Source organism: Streptomyces sp. NPDC006332 (assembly GCF_040612855.1).
GTDB lineage: Bacteria > Actinomycetota > Actinomycetes > Streptomycetales > Streptomycetaceae > Streptomyces.
The window spans coordinates 44232-63184 of the sequence record NZ_JBEXRA010000040.1; the positions used below are offsets into that span (position 1 = coordinate 44232).

An 18953-nucleotide genomic window follows, 5' to 3' on the forward strand; every position below is an offset into this window, starting at 1 on the left:
TGTCCAGCGACGGCGCTCCCTCAGGGGATGTTTCGAAAGCCCCGCACAGCACCCGCACAGGACTTTCGAAACACCCCCTCGGCACACCCACCAAGCTCACCCAGGGCTCCCCGGCCCGGGGCGGCATCGGCGAGTCCACGCTCCGCCCGGACGGCACCCTCAAGGTCACCGGCGAGTTCGCGTACTCGTCCGACATGTGGCACGAGGACATGCTCTGGGGCCAGATCCTGCGCTCCACCCTCGCCCACGCCGAGATCGTCTCCATCGACACCAGCGAGGCCGTCGCCCTGCCGGGTGTGCACGCCGTGATGACGTACGAGGACCTGCCGACCGAGGTGCGCCACTACGGCCTGGAGATCCGGGACACCCCGGTCCTCGCGCACGGGAAGGTCCGCCACCACGGCGAGCCGGTCGCCATCGTCGCGGCCGACCACCCGGAGACCGCGCGCCGCGCAGCCGCCAAGATCAAGGTCGAGTACCGCGAACTCCCGGTCGTCACCGACGAGGCCTCCGCGACCGCGCCGGACGCGATCCTGATCCACGAGAACCGCGACGACGGCCACTTCGGGCACGTCCCGCACCCGAACGTTGTGCACCGCCAGCCGATCGTCCGCGGCGACGCCGCCGCGGCCGCCGCGCGCGCCGACGTCGTCGTCCGGGGCGAGTACACCTTCGGCATGCAGGACCAGGCCTTCCTCGGCCCCGAGTCCGGTCTCGCGGTGCCGGACGACGACGGCGGCGTCCACCTCTACATCGCCACCCAGTGGCTGCACGCCGACCTGCGCCAGATCGCCCCCGTGCTCGGTCTGCCCGAGCGCAAGGTACGGATGACGCTGTCCGGCGTCGGCGGCGCGTTCGGCGGCCGCGAGGACCTGTCCATGCAGATCCACGCCTGCCTGCTGGCGCTGCGCACCGGCAAGCCCGTGAAGATCGTCTACAACCGGTTCGAGTCCTTCTTCGGGCACGTCCACCGCCACCCGGCCAGGCTGCACTACGAGCACGGGGCCACCAGGGACGGCAGGCTCACGCACGTCAAGTGCCGTATCGTCCTTGACGGCGGTGCCTACGCCTCCACCTCCGCCGCGGTCGTCGGCAACGCCGCCTCGCTGTCCATCGGCCCGTACGTCGTCGACGACGTCGACATCGAGGCCCTCGCGCTCTACACCAACAACCCGCCCTGCGGCGCCATGCGCGGCTTCGGCGCGGTCCAGGCGTGCTTCGCCTACGAGGCGCAGATGGACAAGGTCGCCAAGGAACTCGGCCTGGACCCGGTGGAGTTCCGGCAGCTCAACGCGATGGAGCAGGGGACCGTCATGCCGACGGGCCAGCCCGTCGACTCCCCGGCCCCCGTCGCCGAACTCCTGCGCCGCGTCAAGGCGATGCCGATGCCGCCGGAGCGCCAGTGGGAGAGCAGTGAGGGCGCCGACGTACGGCAGCTGCCGGGCGGCCTGTCCAACACCACGCACGGCGAAGGCGTCGTCCGCGGGGTCGGCTACGCGGTCGGCATCAAGAACGTCGGTTTCTCCGAGGGCTTCGACGACTACTCGACCGCCAAGGTACGCATGGAGGTCGTCGGCGCGGAGCCGGTCGTCACCGTGCACACCGCGATGGCCGAGGTCGGCCAGGGCGGCGTCACCGTCCACGCGCAGATCGCCCGCACCGAGCTCGGCGTGGCCCGGGTGACCATCCACCCGGCCAACACCCAGGTGGGCAGCGCCGGTTCGACGTCCGCGTCACGGCAGACGTACGTCACCGGAGGCGCCGTCCGCAACTCCTGCGAGCTCGTCCGGGAGAAGGTCCTGGAGATCGGGCGCCGCAGGTTCGGCTCGTACCATCCCGCCTGGGCCACCGCCGAACTGCTGCTGGAGGGCGGCAAGGTGGTGACCGACGGCGGTGAGGTCCTCGCCGACCTGGTGGACGTGCTGGAGGACGAGGCCGTCGAGGTCGAGGCCGAGTGGCGGCACCGTCCCACCGAGCCCTTCGACCTGCGCACCGGCCAGGGCTTCGGACACGTCCAGTACTCCTTCGCCGCCCACCGCGCGGTCGTCGAGGTGGACACAGAACTCGGCCTGGTCAAGGTCATCGAGCTGGCCTGCGCCCAGGACGTCGGCAAGGCGCTGAACCCGCTGTCCGTCGTCGGCCAGATCCAGGGCGGCACCACCCAGGGCCTCGGCGTGGCGGTCATGGAGGAGATCATCATCGACCCGAAGACCGCGAAGGTGAAGAACCCCTCCTTCACGGACTACCTGATCCCCACCATCCTCGACACCCCGAGCATCCCGGTCGACGTGCTGGAACTCGCCGACCAGCACGCCCCGTACGGGCTCCGCGGTGTCGGTGAGGCACCCACCCTGTCGTCGACTCCGGCCGTGCTCGCGGCGATCCGCGACGCCACCGGTCTGGAGCTGAACAGGACGCCGGTACGTCCCGAACACCTGACGGGAACCGCGTAACGTCCCCGGCGTCGCCGGAGCCAAGGAGAGCGAGACAGATGCTGGACATCGCCGAAGAACTCCACCGGTGGGTCGAGCAGGGACGCGACTTCGCCGTGGCCACCGTGGTGACCGTGGGCGGCAGCGCGCCCCGCCAGCCCGGCGCCGCCCTCGCGGTGGACGCCGACGGCACGGCGATCGGCTCGGTCTCCGGCGGCTGCGTGGAGGGCGCGGTCTACGACCTGTGCCGACAGGCCCTGGCGGACGGGGAGCCGGTCCTGGAACGGTTCGGCTACAGCGACGCGGACGCCTTCGCCGTCGGCCTGACCTGCGGCGGTGTCATCGACATCCTCGTCACCCCGGTGCGTTCGGGCGACCCCGTCCGCCCGGTGGTCACGGCCGCGCTCGCCGCCGCGGCGGGCCGACGCGCGGCGGCACTGGCCCGGATCGTGTCCGGTCCCGAGGAGTTGGTGGGCCGCGCGATGCTGGTCCACCCCGGAGGCGGACACGACGGCGGCTTCGGCGCCCACCCCGAACTGGACCGCACGATCGCCGCGGAGGCCGGCGCCCTCCTGGACGCGGGCCGCACCGGCACCCTGCGGACCGGCGCACAGGGATCCCGCTGCGGCTCCCCGGTCACGGTGCTGGTCGAGTCGTCCGTCCCCCCGCCCAGGATGATCGTCTTCGGCGCGATCGACTTCGCGTCGGCGCTGGTCAAGGTCGGCAGGTTCCTGGGTTACCGCGTGACGGTGTGCGACGCACGCCCGGTGTTCGCCACTCGCGCCCGCTTCCCCGAGGCCGACGAGATCGTCGTGGAGTGGCCCCACACCTACCTGGAGCGCACGCGGGTCGACGCCCGCACGGTCCTGTGTGTCCTGACCCACGACGTCAAGTTCGACGTGCCGCTGCTGAAGCTCGCCCTGCGGCTCCCGGTGGCGTACGTGGGCGCGATGGGCTCCCGCCGCACCCACCTGGACCGCGCCGCCCGCCTGCGCGAGGCCGGGGTGAGCGAGTTGGAGCTGACGCGGCTGCGCTCCCCGATCGGGCTGGACCTCGGTGCCCGGACGCCCGAGGAGACGGCCCTGTCGATCGCCGCGGAGATCGTCGCCGACCGGCGCGGAGGCAGCGGCGCCTCGCTGACCGGGGCGCACACACCGATCCACCACGACGTGACGTCAGGGACGGCGGGGCGGACCGGGCGGGTGGCCTGAACCGGCCGGCTCCTCGGCCGGCCCTCCGGCCGACCGCGACCGTCAGGGGCGCCTGAGCAGCTGGTTGACGGCCCGTCCGAAGACCGACCGCGCCGCCGCCCCCAGTACGGGATCCAGGAGCGCGGGCAGCGGACGCACCCGGAGCTCCTCGCGCCACAGCACCCGGGTACGGCCGCCCGGGCCGGGGAGCACCTCGATCTCCGCCCAGCCGCGGACGAACCGGCCGCGTTTCTCCAGGCGGCACAGGCCCGGCAGGGTCTCGGTGGGCGGACGCCACAGCGTCACCTCCATCCGGTCGTCGAAGGCGAGCGGACCGATCCCCGAACGGGCCACGAAGACCGTGCCCGTCCGCGTCGGCGGCGGCGTGACCACGCTGACGCGGGTCAGCGGAACCACCAGGGCGTGGCGGGGCCACTCGGTGAGGCGGCGCCATGCCTCGTCGAGGGGAAGGGGTGCCGTGCGTTCGAGCTGGAAGGTGACCACGGGACGATCGTAGGCAATCCGGCCTGCTCAGCGGCGTGTTCGTGGACGGATCACGCAGTTGGCCCCATCGGGCGTGGACGCTGGCACGTACTCCTGGCGAACCCGCCGCCCGTCATGGGCCGACGCCGACCGACGCATACGGGACCGCTGTTGGGTTACCCGGACCGACGCCAGTTGACCGCGAGCGAGGAGGTGGCGTCGTGAGCCGCGTCAGGGCTGTGCTGTTCGAACGGGACGGGACTCTCGTCGAGGACGTCCCGCACAACGCCGACCCCGACCGGGTCCGTCCCGTGGCCGGTGCCCGTGAGGCGGTCGGTCTGCTGCGGCTGCACGGCATCAGCACCGGGTTCCTCACCGAGCAGCCTGGTGTGGCGCGCGGTCTGCTCACCGACGCCGACCTGCGCCGGGTCGACCGGCGGGTCGACGACCTCCTCGGCCCGTTCGACGTGTGGGGCGTGTGCCCGCACGCTCCGGACGACGGCTGTCACTGCCGCGCACCCGAACCGGGACTGCTCCTGTGGGCGGTCGGACGGGTGTGCACGGCCCCGTCGGACTGTGTCGTCGTCGGCGGCCGCGGCGCGTACGTCGAGGCCGCACGGCGGGTGGGCGCCGACAGCATCCTCGTCCCCTCCGACCGGACCTGCCCGGAGGAGACGGCACACGCCGACCATGTGGCGCCGGACGTCCTGACCGCCGTACGGGCGCTCCTCACCGGCCCGCCGCAGGGTCGGGTGCTGGCCGACGAGCGGCCCATCGAGGCCGCGTACGACACCGGAGAGCGGCCCGGGTGACCGCTCTCGGCGCCGACGCACGCAGGTTGTCCCCGCGTGCGGTGCGGCTCAGGCGGCTGACGGCTGCGCGGCCGACGGCTGCGCGGGCAGTACGTGGTCGCCGACGTCGTCGGTGCTCAGGCACAGTGAGCACACCACCGAGTCGTGTGTCTGACAGGACGTCAGGTCGGGCCGCTCGTACGCCTGGTGGCACACATGGCAGTCGTACGTCGTCCCGCTCGGGTTGCCCTCCGGGTCGAGCATCGGCTCGTCGATGCCGTCGTCGGTGCGGCGCAGGTAGTACTTGCCCCGGGTGACGATCGCCATCAGCGGGGTGAGGACGAAGGCGAGGACGGCCGCGGCGACGGGGGAGTACGGCTGCAGGGTGTCGCCGAGGGCGTGGAAGTACATCGCGATGGACAGCCCGGACGCGGCGAGGAAGGCCACCACGCCCACCGGGTTGACGGCGTACAGCATGCCCCGGCGGAACTCGGGCGCCTGCGGGGACAGTTTCAGCAGGTACTTGTTGACGCCGATGTCGGTGGCCACGGTGACCACCCAGGCGATGGCGCAGTTCGAGTAGAAGCCGAGGATGTCGTTGAGGAAGGTCAACTACCCGGGACTGAAGTCCCGGGCTTGCAGCTCGGTTTCACCGATGGCTTCGGTGGTCCCGGCTGCGTCCAGCTCTCATACTCGGTGGTGTCGCCGGTCAGGCGATGAGGATGAGAGAGCAGGGGCCTGTGACTCGGCCCCGCGGACCCACGCGTACCAGCCGCGGTGGCTGATGTTGTGGGACGCGTTGCGGTCGGCGTGCTCAGCGAAGCCGCACGACCGGCAGACGAACTCGGCCTGGGAGGGCCGGTTGGCTTTCTCGATGTGGTGACAGCGGGAGCATTCCCGGCTGGTGTATGCCGGATCGACGTACACCACCGGGATGCCTGCGCGTTTCGCCTTGTAGGCGACGTACGCGCCGAGCTGGTGAAACGACCAGGAGTGCAGCGTGACGCGCTGGGGCTTTCTCAGCCGTGCCCGTTCACGGATGTCCGTCAAATCTTCGAGGGCGATTCCGCGACCGGTGCGTTGTGCCTCCGTCACGATGCGCTTGCTGATTTTGTGGTTGATGTCGCGGGCCCGGCGTTTCTCCTTGCCCGCGTGCTTCTTCGCACGCCGCTTGGCGGACTTGGTGTTCTTCTTCTGCAGCTTGGTGCGCAGCTTGCGGTCCGCTTCACGGCGCCGGTTCAGGCGGCGCCCGCTGTGCCGCTTGCCGGTAGAGGTGGTGGCGATGTTGACGATGCCCAGGTCCACCCCGACGAAGCCCACCGGGTGTGCGTTCGGCTCGGCCTCGGCGATGTCGCAGGTCACCAGCAGATACCACTGTCCGCCCCGGCACAGCAGATCGGACTCACCCTTGCGGTGCGCGGCAACCACCGCCAGCTGCCCGGACTCGCCGGTGAACGCCACGTTCTTCATCCGCCCGGCCGTGGTCCACACCGACACCGTGCGCTGCTCGTGCTGCCAGGACAGCATCCGGTCGTCATAGGGCTGCGCGGCATCCGCGCGGAATGTGACCGGCTTGCCGACCGCTTTCTCGTACCGCGTGGAGCCGGGCTTGCCGTAGTTTCCGTTCCGGAGGTTGGCGCGCAGCGTGGTGTAGGCGTCGCAGGACTTCTTGATCGCGTGCTGGGCGGCCTGCGCACCCAGATTCCACCGGATCTTGATCTGACGGTAGGTGTGCTTGCGCAGGGCCAGGGGTGTGGCCGCCTTCTCCTCGAAGGCTACGTGGGCGGCCCAGGTGGCGGCCTCGTTGCAGGCATGCAGGGTCGCCGCAAGTGCCGCCGCCTGTACGGGCGTCGGCAGGAGCTTGACCCGCACCACCAGCTTCATGACCACGAACGTACACACCCGTACGAGCAGCAACTGTGCGTTCCCCTCGCCTCACCCGAACGAGCGACCAGCCCCGCCGTCAGCGAACGGGTGAGGAAGAGGGTGCCGAAGCCGCCGAGGGTGATCGGCGGGAGCGCGCAGGACCGATCCGCGACAGGTATGGCCAAAACTCCACTGTCCGTAACGATGATCTTTCCCGAACTCCGCTTCGGGTACGGCAGGTTGACCTACGTTGGGCTCTGATCGCCCATGACGAGCCACAGGAGACCCGCAGTGTCCGACGCCGCCCCCAAGGCAACCACCGCTACCGAGCCGCCCGCCCGGATCGACACCTCGAAACCGCACTCCGCCCGCTTCTGGAACTACTTCGTCGGCGGCAAGGACCACTACGAGGTCGACCAGCAGATCGGGGACGAGATCAAGGAGATCTTCCCCGGTCTCGTCGACGTGGCGGTCACGAGCCGGCACTTCCTGGGGCGGGCCGTCCGCCACCTGGCGGGCACCCAGGGCTTACGACAGTTCCTGGACGTCGGCACCGGCCTGCCGACCGCCGACAACACCCATGAGGTGGCCCAGCGCGTGGCGCCGGACGCGCGGATCGTGTACGTCGACAACGACCCCGTCGTGCTGGCCCACGCCCACGCCCTGCTCACCAGCACCCGGGAAGGCAAAACCGCCTACCTGGACGCCGACCTGTACGAGCCCGAGGCCGTCCTGGAGGCCGCCGCCCGCACCCTCGACCTCTCCCAGCCGACGGCCCTGATGATCCTCAACACGCTGGGTCACGTCGCCGACCACGCCCAGGCCCGCGACCTCGTGCGCCGGCTCATGGCGGGGCTGCCCTCGGGCAGTTACCTGGTGATCAGCGACAGCACCTCCACCTCCCCTGGCATGATCGCCGCGTCCGAGGCCTACAACGCGAGTGGCGCGGTGCCCTACCACGTACGGTCCGTCGCGGAGATCACCGGCTTCTTCGACGGCCTCGACCTGGTGGACCCCGGCGTCGTCCAGGTGACCGAGTGGCGCCCCGAGTCCGACGACGCGTCCGGCCGGGTCGCGGTCGACGCCTACTGCGGGGTGGGCCGCAAGCCCTGATCGGCCGGGGGGCGGGTGGACCGAAACCGGACCCGGTCTTTACCGCCCTCTGGTTGTACTTGCAAGACGTTCGCACAAACCTGGGACGTGCGGCTGGAACCAGCCGTTCGCCGGCACGTGAGGTCCTCGTCCCCATGACCACCGCTCAAGATTCCGCCCGCCGGACACCGACCGGCGGACGCGGGGTCTCGTGGCACCGCATCCGTACGTCGATGACCCGAGAGGAATGGACGAGCCTCGGCGGGATGGCCGCGTTCGTCGTGGCGCTGCACGTCATCGGCTGGTTCACGCTCGTGGCGGTGGTCGCCCCCGAGCACTACAGCCTGGGGACGAAGACCTTCGGCGTCGGTATCGGTGTCACCGCGTACACCCTGGGCATGCGGCACGCCTTCGACGCCGACCACATCGCGGCCATCGACAACACGACACGGAAGCTGATGAACGACGGGCAACGCCCGCTCTCCGTCGGCTTCTGGTTCTCGCTCGGCCACTCCAGCGTCGTCTTCCTGCTCGCCTTCCTGCTCTCCCTCGGCGTCAGGGCGCTGGCCGGGCCGGTGGCCGACGACGACTCCTCCCTGCACAGCGTCACCGGCTGGGTCGGCACGACCGTTTCGGGGACCTTCCTCTACGTCATCGCCGTCATCAACCTGGTGATCATGGCGGGGATCTGGAAGGTGTTCCGGCAGATGCGCTCCGGCCACTTCGACGAGGCGGCCCTGGAGGAACAGCTCGACAAGCGGGGCTTCATGAACCGCATCCTCGGCCGTCTGATGAAGTCGATCACCAAGCCGTGGCAGATGTACCCGCTGGGTCTCCTCTTCGGCCTCGGTTTCGACACCGCGACCGAGGTCGCGCTCCTCGTCATGGCCGGCTCCGGCGCGGCCTCCGGGCTGCCCTGGTACGCGATCCTGTGCCTGCCCGTCCTCTTCGCGGCCGGCATGTCGCTGCTCGACACGATCGACGGCTCGTTCATGAACTTCGCCTACGGCTGGGCGTTCTCCAAGCCGGTCCGCAAGGTCTACTACAACCTCACCATCACCGGGCTGTCCGTCGCCGTCGCCCTCATCATCGGCACCGTCGAACTGCTGGGCCTGATCGCGGAGAAGGCCGGCCTGCACGGCGCCTTCTGGGAGTGGGTCTCGGGACTGGACCTCAACATCGTCGGCTACGTCATCGTCGGCCTGTTCTTCGCCACCTGGGCCATCGCCCTGCTGGTGTGGAAGTACGCCCGGATCGAGGAGAAGTGGACGGCGGGCATGCGGAGCCCCGCCGAGTGAAGGGAGGAACCGGCCGCGCCCCGGGCCCCGGCAAGCAGGCGCAGGCACGCACGGTATCGGCGGACGGTGTGCACGGCGGCCACGGTGATGCCGGTCGACGCCAGCGCGAGGATCAGCGACCAGACCAGGACACTCACTCAGCCCCCTCTCGACCGTGGCCCCGGTGGTCGGGGGCGGCTCCTGACGGAGTATCCAGTACGTGTGGTCGACGACGTCATGCGGTCGTCACCAACTGATTCCGGCCGCCACCGGCAGGTGGTCACTGCCCGTGGCCGGCAGCGACCACGAGCTCTCCGGCTTCACGCCGCGGACCAGGATCTGGTCGATCCGCACCACCGGGAACGTCGCCGGCCAGCTGAAGCCGAAGCCGTCCCCGGCCGCGTCCTGGGCGGAGCGCAGCCGCGAGGTGATGTCGGCGAACGCGCGGTCGTCCATGGTGCCGTTGAGGTCGCCGAGCAGCACCACCCGCTCGTTCCGCTCGGCCGCGATCGCCTTGCCGAGCGCCCGCGCGCCTCTGTCCCGCGAGTCCGTCCAGAAACCCGCCGCGGTCACCCGTGCGGACCCCAGGTGGGCCACATACACCGCCAGCGGACCCCGGTCCGTGGCCACCGTGGTGCGCAGCGCCCGGTTGTAGGCCATCTTGACGTCGGCCGGTTTGGTGTCCGCCAGTGGCCCGTAGTCCATCTCGGTGTCGACCGGCCGGGTGTCCGACAGCGGCAGCTTGCTCCACAGCCCGACCGTGCCCTGCACCGTGTGGTACGGGTACGCCGTCGCCAACTCCTTCTCGTACGTGCCCCTGGCCTGCTGGGCCACCTCCTCCAGTGCCAGCACGTCCGCACCGGAGGCGGCCAGGTCGCGGGCCGTGCCGACCGGGTCGGGGTTGTCGGCGCCGACGTTGTGGCTGGCCACGGTGAGGTCGCCGTCCGGGTGGGACTTGTCGCTGAGCAGCCCGCCGAAGAGGTTCAGCCACACCGTGACCGGCAGCAGCAACGCGGCCACCGCGGAGATGGAGCGGCGCCACAGCGCCCCGGCCAGCAGCACCGGGATGAACAGGCCGAACCACGGCAGGAAGGTCTCCACCAGGCTGCCCAGGTTCCCGGCCCGGTTCGGGACCTTCGCGTGCAGCAGCATCAGCAGGCCGAGCAGCAGCGCCAGCGCCGCGAGCACCGGGCCGCGCTTCCAGGGCCCCGGCTGGAAGCCGAGGAGGATCGTACGGTGGATGTCCGAGCGCCAGGTACCGGAGCCGGTGTCCTGACGGCCGGCGCCGGCCTGTCCGGTCGCCGCCGTGTCCACCTGCGCCATCGTCCGTCCTCGCTCACTGCCGGTTCGGGTCATGCCGTCAGTCAAGGCGGCGCGGTGTTGCCGGCCCGTATCCGGTTTTCGATACGCCGACGACAGGTGTCGGCTCGTAGCCTCGGAGCATGCGTGTGTTGATCGTCGAGGACGAGCCCTATCTCGCGGAGGCCATCCGCGACGCCCTACGTCTGGAGGCGATCGCGGCCGACATCGCGGGTGACGGTGACACCGCTCTGGAAGCGCTGAGCGTCAACGCCTACGACATCGCCGTCCTCGACCGCGACGTCCCCGGGCCGTCCGGTGACGAGATCGCCCGGCACATCGTCTCCTCGGGCAGCGGCATGCCGATCCTGATGCTCACCGCCGCCGACCGGCTCGACGACAAGGCCTCCGGGTTCGAGCTCGGAGCCGACGACTACCTCACGAAGCCGTTCGAACTGCGAGAACTCGTGCTCAGGCTCAGAGCACTCGACCGCAGACGCGCCCACAACAGGCCCCCCGTGCGAGAGATCGCTGGTCTGCGGCTGGACCCGTTCCGCAGAGAGGTGTACCGGGACAGCCGCTATGTCGCGCTGACCAGAAAACAGTTCGCGGTGCTCGAAGCCCTCGTCGCTGCCGAAGGAGGTGTCGTCAGCGCCGAAGAACTCCTGGAACGCGCCTGGGACGAGAACGCCGACCCGTTCACCAACGCCGTACGCATCACCGTCTCGGCACTGCGCAAACGGCTCGGTGAACCCTGGATCATCGCCACCGTGCCAGGTGTCGGCTACCGCATCGACACGCGACCGGAGGCCGGGCACGAGGGCGGCGAGCGTGGGTAGGGCACCCGGGTTGAGCGTTCGCCTCAAACTCACCCTCAGCTACGCCGGGTTCCTCATGCTGGCCGGTGCCCTGCTGCTCGCGGCGGTGTGGGTGTTCCTCCTCCGCTACGTCCCCGACCGCGCGATGCTCATCAACCCCGACGACAAGCCCACGGGTGGTGTCTTCCCCGTCCGGTCCGCCCTCCTGACCGTTTTCGCTCCGAGGGCAGCCGCGGTACTGGCGTTCCTGCTGGTGTTCGGCCTCGTGGGAGGGTGGATCCTGGCCGGCCGGATGCTCGCCCCGCTGACCCGGATCACCGACGCCACCCGCATGGCCGCGAACGGATCACTCTCCCACCGGATCCGGCTCCCGGGCCGCAAGGACGAGTTCCGCGAACTCGCCGACGCCTTCGACGCGATGCTCGTACGGCTCGAAGCACACGTCGCCGAACAGCAGAGATTCGCAGCCAACGCCTCTCACGAGTTGCGCACCCCGCTGGCGATCTCGAAGGCGCTTCTCGACGTGGCCCGCACCGATCCGAACCGTGACATCGACGAAGTCATCGACCGCCTCCACACCGTCAACACCCGGGCGATCGACCTCACCGAAGCGCTGCTCCTGCTCAGCCACGCCAACCAGAGGTCCTTCCCCCGAGAACCTGTCGACCTGTCCCTGCTCGTGGAGGAGGCCACCGAGACGCTCCTTCCCCTCGCGGAAAACCACGACGTCACCATCGAGACCTCCGGCGACATCACTCCCGCGACCGGATCGCAGGCGCTCCTGCTGCAGCTGACCACGAACCTCGTGCACAACGCGATCGTCCACAACCTGCCCGCCCAGGGCACCGTGTGGGTCAACACCGGCGTCCGCCCAGGGACTGTGGTGCTCACCGTCGAGAACACCGGCGAGAAGCTCACTCCAGAGCGGGCCTCGACCCTCACCGAACCCTTCCAGCGCGGCACCGAGCGCATACACGCCGAGCACGCGGGCGTCGGCCTGGGCCTGGCCATCGTCAAGACCATCACGCACGCACACGACGGAACACTCACCCTCACCCCGCGCTCCGCCGGCGGGATCCGCATCACCGTGGAACTCCCCGCGACAGTCCCGCACGCCGACGGACGAGCCGACCCGGACCGGTGAGCTCGTGACCGTCCCGGTCTCCTTGCGCGGCGGGCCGTCGAGCGCGACGCCGTAGTGAGAGTAACGCGCACAAACCCGCTCTGACCTCAGCGAACGGAGCGCATTTGGCGCACAAAGATGCGTCAGTACGTCGTTGACCGGCGATCCGCGGCAGGGCCAGGGTGAGGGAGCCACATCGGACCCAGACAGCGGTTTCCGGTTGCCGAACTGCGTGCAGGAGGCCGTGATGCTCCAGACAGACACCCGTGAACACACCGAGTTCGAAGACGGCCCCGGGGCCACCGCGACCACGGCCGCGCCCGGCTCGCCGAACGTACCCGATGCCTGCCACGAACTCCTCTTCCAGCGGTGCCTCTGGTGCGGCACCCCGGCCTACCGACGTTCCTTCTGCCGTGCCTGCGGGTCCATGGCTTTCACCCGGGAGCGCAGCGAGGGCGCGGGGGTCGTCGTGCGCCGGAACGGCCACGCCCCGCACCACACGTGGTTCGTCGCGATGGACGAGGGCTTCAACCTGCTCTGCCAGATCACCGATACGGCACCGGCCGCGGTCTTGGTGGGGGCCCGGGTGAGCGTCGTACGGTCCGTCGGCCCCCTCGGCCAGGGCCTGCCCCTCGTCGAACTCACCCACCCGGCGCCACCTCCGGAGCGTTGGTGGTGACGCGAAACCGCCGCGACGCGGCCGGCTCGCGCACGCGGGACGATCAGAGAGGAGGGTGCATGGGCACCCAGCACCACGCACCGCACGGACCGGCCGGCGTTCTCGACGGAGTGGGGCCCGGCGCGCTGGACGGACTGCGCATCGCCGACTTCTCCCGGGTTCTCGCGGGCCCGTACGCCACGATGCTCCTCGCCGACCTCGGCGCGGACGTGGTGAAGATCGAGCGGCCGGACATCGGGGACGACACCCGGGCCTGGAACCCCCCGGCCGACCACGAGGGCACGTCGACCTATTTCCTGAGCGTCAATCGGAACAAGAGGTCCGTCGTCCTGGACCTCACGACCGAGGCCGGTCTCGAACAGGCCCGCGCCCTGGTCGCGGAGTCCGACGTGGTGGTCGAGAACTTCCGTCCCGGCACGATGGAACGGCTGGGGCTCGGCCATCGCGAACTCCGCGCCCGGCAACCGGGGTTGGTCTACTGCTCGATCAGCGGCTTCGGCAGCGGCGCGGGCGCGGCGATCCCCGGGTACGACCTGCTCGTACAGGCCGTCGGCGGTCTGATGAGCGTGACCGGGGACGCGGCGGGGGAGCCGGTGAAGGCCGGCGTGGCCCTGGTCGACGTGATCACCGGTCTGCACGCCTCCCTCGGCATCCTCGCCGCCCTGCGGCACCGGGACGCCACCGGGGAGGGGCAGCACGTGGAGGTGAACCTGCTCGGCTCGCTGCTGTCGGCCATGGTCAACCAGGCGTCGGCGTTCGCCGTCGCCGGTGTGGTCCCGGGCCGCATGGGCAACGCGCACCCGAGCATCGCCCCGTACGAGACCTTCCCGGCCTCCGATCGCCCGATCGCGATCGCGGTGGGCAACGACCGGCAGTTCGCGGCGCTCGCCGAAGCCGTCGGTGACCCCGATCTCGCCGCCGACCACCGCTTCCGCACCAACGCCGACCGGGTCGCCCACCGCGCCGCCCTACGGGACATCCTGACCGAACGGCTGGGTGCGTCCGGCGCGGACCACTGGGCGGCTGTCCTGCTCGCCGCGGGGGTGCCGGCCGGACCGGTCAACACCCTCGACGAGGCCTTCGCCTTCGCCCACGAACTCGGTCTCCCCGGCATCGTCGACATCCCCGCCGCAAACGCGAACGAAGCAGTCGGCGACCCCTCCCGCCAGGTCGCGAGCCCCATCGCGCTGAGCGGCACACCGGCCCGGTACCGCATGCCACCGCCGCGCCTGGGCCAGCACACCGCGGAGATCCTCCACCGCGACTCCGACCACGGCTGAGCGCCGGGCAGACCGGTCACCCGACCGCCCCTGCGCAGCCGCACCGACCGGACCCGTCACTCGACTGCGCCCAACGCAGCCGAACCAACCAGACCCACCACCGTAACCATCAGGAGCCCACGATGAGCCGCAAGCCGATGAAGGACCCCCTCGACCTGCTCGACCTCGCCTCCACCCTCACCGAGGAGGAACGCGAGATCCAGGGGACCGTCGCCAAGTTCCTCGCCGACCGGGTGCGCCCGCACATCGGCGAGTGGTTCGAGAACGCGCACTTCGCCCGCGAACTCGCCCCGGAACTCGGCAAGTTGGGGGTGCTCGGCATGCACCTCGAAGGGTACGGCTGCGCCGGGACGAACGCGGTCAGCTACGGTCTCGCCTGCATGGAACTGGAGGCGGCGGACTCGGGTTTCCGCAGCTTCGTCTCGGTGCAGGGCTCGCTGTCGATGTTCTCCATCTGGAAGTGGGGCTCTCAGGAGCAGAAGGAGGAGTGGCTGCCCCGGCTCGCCGCCGGTGAGGCGATCGGCTGCTTCGGCCTGACCGAGCCCGACTTCGGCAGCAACCCCGCCGGGATGCGCACCCGGGCCGTCCGTGACGGTGGGGGAGACTGGGTCCTCAACGGCTCCAAGATGTGGATCACCAACGGCGGCATCGCCGACGTGGCCACCGTCTGGGCACAGACCGAGGACGGCGTCCGCGGCTTCCTCGTCCCGCGCGGGACGCCCGGCTTCACCACGCAGGACATCAAGCAGAAGATGTCGCTGCGCGCGTCGATCACCTCGGAGCTGTACTTCGACAACGTACGGCTGCCCGACTCGGCACGGCTGCCCCTCGCGGAGGGCCTGCGCGGACCGCTGTCCTGTCTGAACGAGGCCCGCTTCGGCATCCTGTTCGGCGCGGTCGGCGCGGCCCGCGACTCGCTTCAGGCGGCCATCGAGTACGCCGACTCCCGGGTCCAGTTCGACAAGCCGATCAGCGCCTTCCAACTCACCCAGAAGAAGCTCGCCGACATGAGCGTGTCGGTGGGCAATGCCGCACTGCTCGCCGTGCACCTCGGGCGGCTCAAGGACCAGCACCGCATCCGGCCCGAGCAGATCAGCGTCGGCAAGCTCAACAACGTACGGGAAGCGATCGCCATCGCGCGGGAGTGCCGCACCATCCTGGGCGCGGGCGGCATCTCCCTGGAGTACTCGCCGCTGCGCCACGCCAACAACCTGGAGTCCGTCCTCACCTACGAAGGCACCAGCGAGATGCACACGCTGGTCGTCGGCCAGGCCATCACCGGCCTTCCGGCATTCCGCTGACGGTCGAAAGCCGAGGAAGGGCACGGCGCGCGGGAACGCGACCCCTGGTGTGATCAAAGGCTCTGTGAACCTTGATCACCAGGGGTCGCGTTTCGCTGTTTTTCCGTTGACCACGCCCCGCGCCGTTACGCGGCCCGGTAGCTGAAGAACCCCTGTCCCGACTTGCGGCCCAGCAGACCCGACTCGACCATGCGGCGCAGCAAGGGGGGAGGGGCGTACAACGGTTCCCGGTGCTCCTCGTACAGCGCCTCGCCGATCGCCGCCACGGTGTCCAGGCCGATCAGGTCGGCGAGGCGCAGCGGGCCCATCGGGTGGGCGCAGCCCGCCGTCATCCCCGTGTCGATGTCCTCGGCCGTCGCCGTGCCGGAGCCGACCATCCGCACGGCTGCCAACAGGTAGGGAACCAGGAGGGAGTTGACGACGAAGCCCGCGCGGTCCTGTGCCACGACCGTCTTCTTGCCGAGGAGTTCACCGGCGAAGGCACGCACGCGCAGTTCCGTGGCCTTCGAGGTCTGCAGCGAGGGGATCACCTCGACCAGCGGCATGACGGGGACCGGGTTGAAGAAGTGCAGGCCGACCACCGCCTCCGGCCGCCCGGTGGAGGCCGCGAGCCGGGCGATGGGGATCGAGGAGGTGTTGCTGGCCAGTATGGCGGCCGGGTCGGTGACCACCTCGTCCAGTTGTCTGAAGAGGGCGGTCTTGGCCTGCTCGTCCTCGGCGGCGGCCTCGATGACCAGATCCGCACCTGCCAGCCGGGAGAGATCGCCGCCGACCGACACCCGGGTCAGGGCGTGTGCGCGGTCTTCCGGCCCGATGGCGCCGCGCTGCTCCGCCTTGAGCAGGGAGTCGGCGACGCCGGCCAGCCCCGCACGGGCCCTGTCCTCGGTCACGTCGCACAACGTGACGTGCAGGCCGGCCCGGGCACACACCTCGGTGATGCCCCGGCCCATCTGCCCGGCGCCGACGACTCCCACGTGCTTGATCGATGTCATTGGTTCCTCCGTCTGTCCCTGGGGTCCGTGGCGGTCGGTCGCCTCCCCCCACGGGGTGTGGTGCGTGTTGAGCCTAGGCCGGGCACACCCCCTCTGACCTGCTGGGACAGTGCGTCTTCCGCGCACAAACATGCGCGGCTTCGGCGTAACCAACGTGCCGCTGGGGGCAACGCCGAGCACGGCCGGCGGGGGCCCGCCGGCCGTGCTCGGGACGCCGTGGCATCAGCCGACGGCGGTCGCGGCGGCAGCCGCCTCCCGCAGACGGCGGATCACGCCGCGCACCGCGGGCGAGGTCTCGCCCCTGCGGTACGCGCCCACCAGCCGGGTGGTCAGCGGTACGTCCGCAAGTGGGCGGTAGGCGACGCCCGGTACCCGCACCCGGCGCAGCGAGGCCGGTACCAGTGCCACGGCGAGACCACCGCCCACCAGGGTGAGAGCGGCGATGAAGTCCCGTACCGGGGGCGCGCACCGCGGGCTGAAACCGCCCTGCTCGGCCACCTCCAGGATCTGGTCGCGGCAGCCGTACTCCTCGTCGAAGTGCGGGGCCACGAACTGCTCGTGCCGCAGTTCCGCCGCGGGCACCGCCTCGTGGGCCGCCAGCGGCGCGCCGTCCGGCAGCGCCAGGACGACGTCCTCGGTCAGCAGAGAGGTGGCCGTGACCCCGTCCGGGTACTCCGGCCGCCAGCGCAGGAAGCCGACGTCGATGTCCCCGCAGGACAGGGCCTCCAACTGGGCCGGTGTCTCCAACTCGCGTACCTGCACGGTGAGATGGGTGTCGAGGGCCGTGCATCGGGTGAGGACGTCGGTCAGTACGCCGGAGAAGGCGGCGGAGGCCACGTAGGCGATCTCGGCGTGCCCCAGCTCCCCGCGACCGGCACGCCGTCCCACCGCCTCCGCCCGGGCGGCCTGCGCGAGGGTCAGCCGTGCCTCTTCGAGGAACAGCCGCCCGGCGCTGGTGAGCGCCGGGCGGGTGCGGCGCCCGCGGTCGATCAGGCGGACCCCCAGATGCGACTCCAGCGCCCTGACCTGGGCGCTGAGGGCCGAAGGAGCCAGATGCAGCCGATCCGCCGCGCGCGCGAAGTGCAGTTCCTCCGCGACGATGACGAACGATTCCAGCCAGCGCAGTTCCACCGGCTCCTCCGTCCTGCCGGACGCACCGGCCGTGTACGTGGGTCTCAGGGGATGACGACGTAGTTGCTGAATCCGCCGTCGCGGTCCGTGAGACCCGAGATCGCCTCGTTGACCCTGGCCAGCGGGAACGGTTTGGCCTGCAGGTAGGACAGATCCAGGGCGCCTGTGGCCACCATGTCGGCGAGCTCCTGCCCCTGGGCCGTGCTGAACCAGTTGGAGCCGATGAGCTGGACCTGCTCGTCCATCAGCCACTTCACGTCCACCGGCAGCCGGTCGGCCACACCGCCGACGTTGACCACCTTGCCGCCCCGCCGGACGCCCTGCATGGAGTCGAGCATGGTCTCCACCGGAGCCTTGGCACCGAGGGCGCTGATCACGTAGTCCGCGCCCTCGCCACCGGTGCGGGACTTCGCCCACTCACCGGTGGAGCCCTCGCCCAGCCGGAAGACCTCGACCCGGTCCGGGTCAAGTTCCTTGACGCGCTTGAGGAGTTCCTCGCTGCGGCCGGTCCCGAGGACCCGGGAGGCGCCCGAGGCGAGCGCGAGCACGGTCGACGCGACACCGAGGGTTCCGGTGACCCCGTCGACGAGCGCGACCTGGCCGGGGCCGGCACCCGCGTTCCTGAGAGCGCCGTAGGACGTGCCGATGTACCCCAGCTTGCCGGCCTGTTCGAACGTCATGGTGTCCGGGAGGTGGACGATCGAGTACTGCGGAGCCGTCATGAACTCCGCGAATCCGCCGTAGGGGTAGAGGTCGAAGATCTTCTGCCCGTCACGGGAGGTGCTGAAGTAGCCGTTCAGGGTGAAGTAGCGGCACCGGCTCAGTTCACCGCCCCGGCACACCTGACAACTGCCGCAGGAACGCAGGGGATTGACGTACACCCGGTCGCCCGGCTTGGTGTGCAGCACCGCCTCGCCGACCTGCTCGACCACGCCGGCGGCGTCCAGGCCGAAGATGGCGGGGAACTTCGGCAACGGCTGGTGCGGGAACCAGGTGGGCCAGTTGTTGATCACGTTGGCCATGTTCGGCACGATCCCGCACGCCTTGACCCGCACCAGCACGTCGGTCGGCCGCGGGGTGGGCACCTCGATCGTGTCCACCGACATCGGCTCACCGAGCGCGTGCAGTCGAGCAGCGAGCATTTTCGCCATTGAAATACTCCTTGGAACTGCTCCGTCCCAGCGGCCGGGCGGAGTTGT

16 protein-coding genes and 1 pseudogene are annotated in these 18953 nt (G+C 70.4%); 10 read left to right on the forward strand and 7 right to left on the reverse strand.

Annotated features, from left to right (window positions below; genetic code table 11):
• Positions 1 to 125: 125 nt before the first annotated feature.
• A complete protein-coding gene (locus ABZ027_RS29915) occupies positions 126 to 2453 on the forward strand; it encodes a molybdopterin cofactor-binding domain-containing protein (protein WP_356773749.1) in 2328 nt (775 codons plus the stop codon).
• Between the two features lie 38 nt (positions 2454 to 2491).
• Positions 2492 to 3643, forward strand: coding sequence for an XdhC/CoxI family protein (locus ABZ027_RS29920; protein WP_356773705.1), 1152 nt, complete (start codon positions 2492 to 2494; stop codon positions 3641 to 3643).
• Positions 3644 to 3685: 42 nt separating this feature from the next.
• Here the strand turns inward: ABZ027_RS29920 and ABZ027_RS29925 are convergent, their stop codons facing one another.
• A complete protein-coding gene (locus ABZ027_RS29925; protein ID WP_356773706.1) occupies positions 3686 to 4126 on the reverse strand; it encodes an SRPBCC family protein in 441 nt (146 codons plus the stop codon).
• Positions 4127 to 4326: 200 nt separating this feature from the next.
• Between ABZ027_RS29925 and ABZ027_RS29930 the strand changes: the two genes are divergently transcribed.
• The gene (locus tag ABZ027_RS29930) at positions 4327 to 4917 is read left to right on the forward strand and encodes an HAD-IIIA family hydrolase (RefSeq protein WP_356773707.1); all 591 of its coding nucleotides are present in this window, start codon (positions 4327 to 4329) and stop codon (positions 4915 to 4917) included.
• 48 nt (positions 4918 to 4965) lie between these two features.
• Here the strand turns inward: ABZ027_RS29930 and ABZ027_RS29935 are convergent.
• A pseudogene (locus ABZ027_RS29935) lies at positions 4966 to 5505 on the reverse strand (allantoin permease); the annotation flags it as partial.
• A gap of 78 nt (positions 5506 to 5583) precedes the next feature.
• Entirely contained in the window at positions 5584 to 6780 is a 1197-nt protein-coding gene (locus ABZ027_RS29940; protein ID WP_356773708.1) for a transposase, read from the reverse strand.
• 273 nt (positions 6781 to 7053) lie between these two features.
• Between ABZ027_RS29940 and ABZ027_RS29945 the strand changes: the two genes are divergently transcribed.
• Entirely contained in the window at positions 7054 to 7875 is an 822-nt protein-coding gene (locus ABZ027_RS29945) for an SAM-dependent methyltransferase (protein WP_356773709.1), read from the forward strand.
• A 212-nt stretch (positions 7876 to 8087) separates the two neighbouring features.
• Positions 8088 to 9152, forward strand: coding sequence for a HoxN/HupN/NixA family nickel/cobalt transporter (locus ABZ027_RS29950; protein WP_356773750.1), 1065 nt, complete (start codon positions 8088 to 8090; stop codon positions 9150 to 9152).
• A 225-nt stretch (positions 9153 to 9377) separates the two neighbouring features.
• Here the strand turns inward: ABZ027_RS29950 and ABZ027_RS29955 are convergent, their stop codons facing one another.
• On the reverse strand, positions 9378 to 10454 hold the full coding sequence (locus ABZ027_RS29955; protein WP_356773710.1) for an endonuclease/exonuclease/phosphatase family protein: 1077 nt from the start codon (positions 10452 to 10454) through the stop codon (positions 9378 to 9380).
• A 119-nt stretch (positions 10455 to 10573) separates the two neighbouring features.
• On the opposite strand from ABZ027_RS29955, the gene ABZ027_RS29960 reads away from it, so the two are divergent.
• From ABZ027_RS29960 to ABZ027_RS29980, 5 genes are all read left to right on the forward strand, one after another.
• Positions 10574 to 11269 carry a response regulator transcription factor gene (locus tag ABZ027_RS29960; protein WP_356773711.1) on the forward strand — a complete coding sequence of 232 codons (696 nt, stop codon included), beginning with the start codon at positions 10574 to 10576 and terminating at the stop codon, positions 11267 to 11269.
• Positions 11270 to 11279: 10 nt separating this feature from the next.
• A complete protein-coding gene (locus tag ABZ027_RS29965) occupies positions 11280 to 12392 on the forward strand; it encodes a HAMP domain-containing sensor histidine kinase (protein WP_356773712.1) in 1113 nt (370 codons plus the stop codon).
• Between the two features lie 226 nt (positions 12393 to 12618).
• Positions 12619 to 13050 (forward strand): hypothetical protein, encoded by a 432-nt coding sequence (locus ABZ027_RS29970; protein ID WP_356773713.1) that lies wholly within the window; start codon positions 12619 to 12621, stop codon positions 13048 to 13050.
• Between the two features lie 59 nt (positions 13051 to 13109).
• The gene (locus tag ABZ027_RS29975) at positions 13110 to 14330 is read left to right on the forward strand and encodes a CoA transferase (RefSeq protein ID WP_356773714.1); all 1221 of its coding nucleotides are present in this window, start codon (positions 13110 to 13112) and stop codon (positions 14328 to 14330) included.
• A gap of 122 nt (positions 14331 to 14452) precedes the next feature.
• On the forward strand, positions 14453 to 15631 hold the full coding sequence (locus ABZ027_RS29980; RefSeq protein WP_356773715.1) for an acyl-CoA dehydrogenase family protein: 1179 nt from the start codon (positions 14453 to 14455) through the stop codon (positions 15629 to 15631).
• A gap of 125 nt (positions 15632 to 15756) precedes the next feature.
• Here ABZ027_RS29980 and ABZ027_RS29985 read toward each other — a convergent pair whose 3' ends face one another.
• From ABZ027_RS29985 to ABZ027_RS29995, 3 genes are all read right to left on the reverse strand, one after another.
• A complete protein-coding gene (locus ABZ027_RS29985; RefSeq protein WP_356773716.1) occupies positions 15757 to 16623 on the reverse strand; it encodes a 3-hydroxybutyryl-CoA dehydrogenase in 867 nt (288 codons plus the stop codon).
• A gap of 222 nt (positions 16624 to 16845) precedes the next feature.
• Positions 16846 to 17754: a LysR substrate-binding domain-containing protein gene (locus ABZ027_RS29990; protein WP_356773717.1), complete on the reverse strand. Its 909-nt coding sequence runs from the start codon at positions 17752 to 17754 to the stop codon at positions 16846 to 16848.
• A gap of 44 nt (positions 17755 to 17798) precedes the next feature.
• Entirely contained in the window at positions 17799 to 18905 is a 1107-nt protein-coding gene (locus tag ABZ027_RS29995; protein ID WP_356773718.1) for an alcohol dehydrogenase catalytic domain-containing protein, read from the reverse strand.
• Positions 18906 to 18953: the final 48 nt, after the last annotated feature.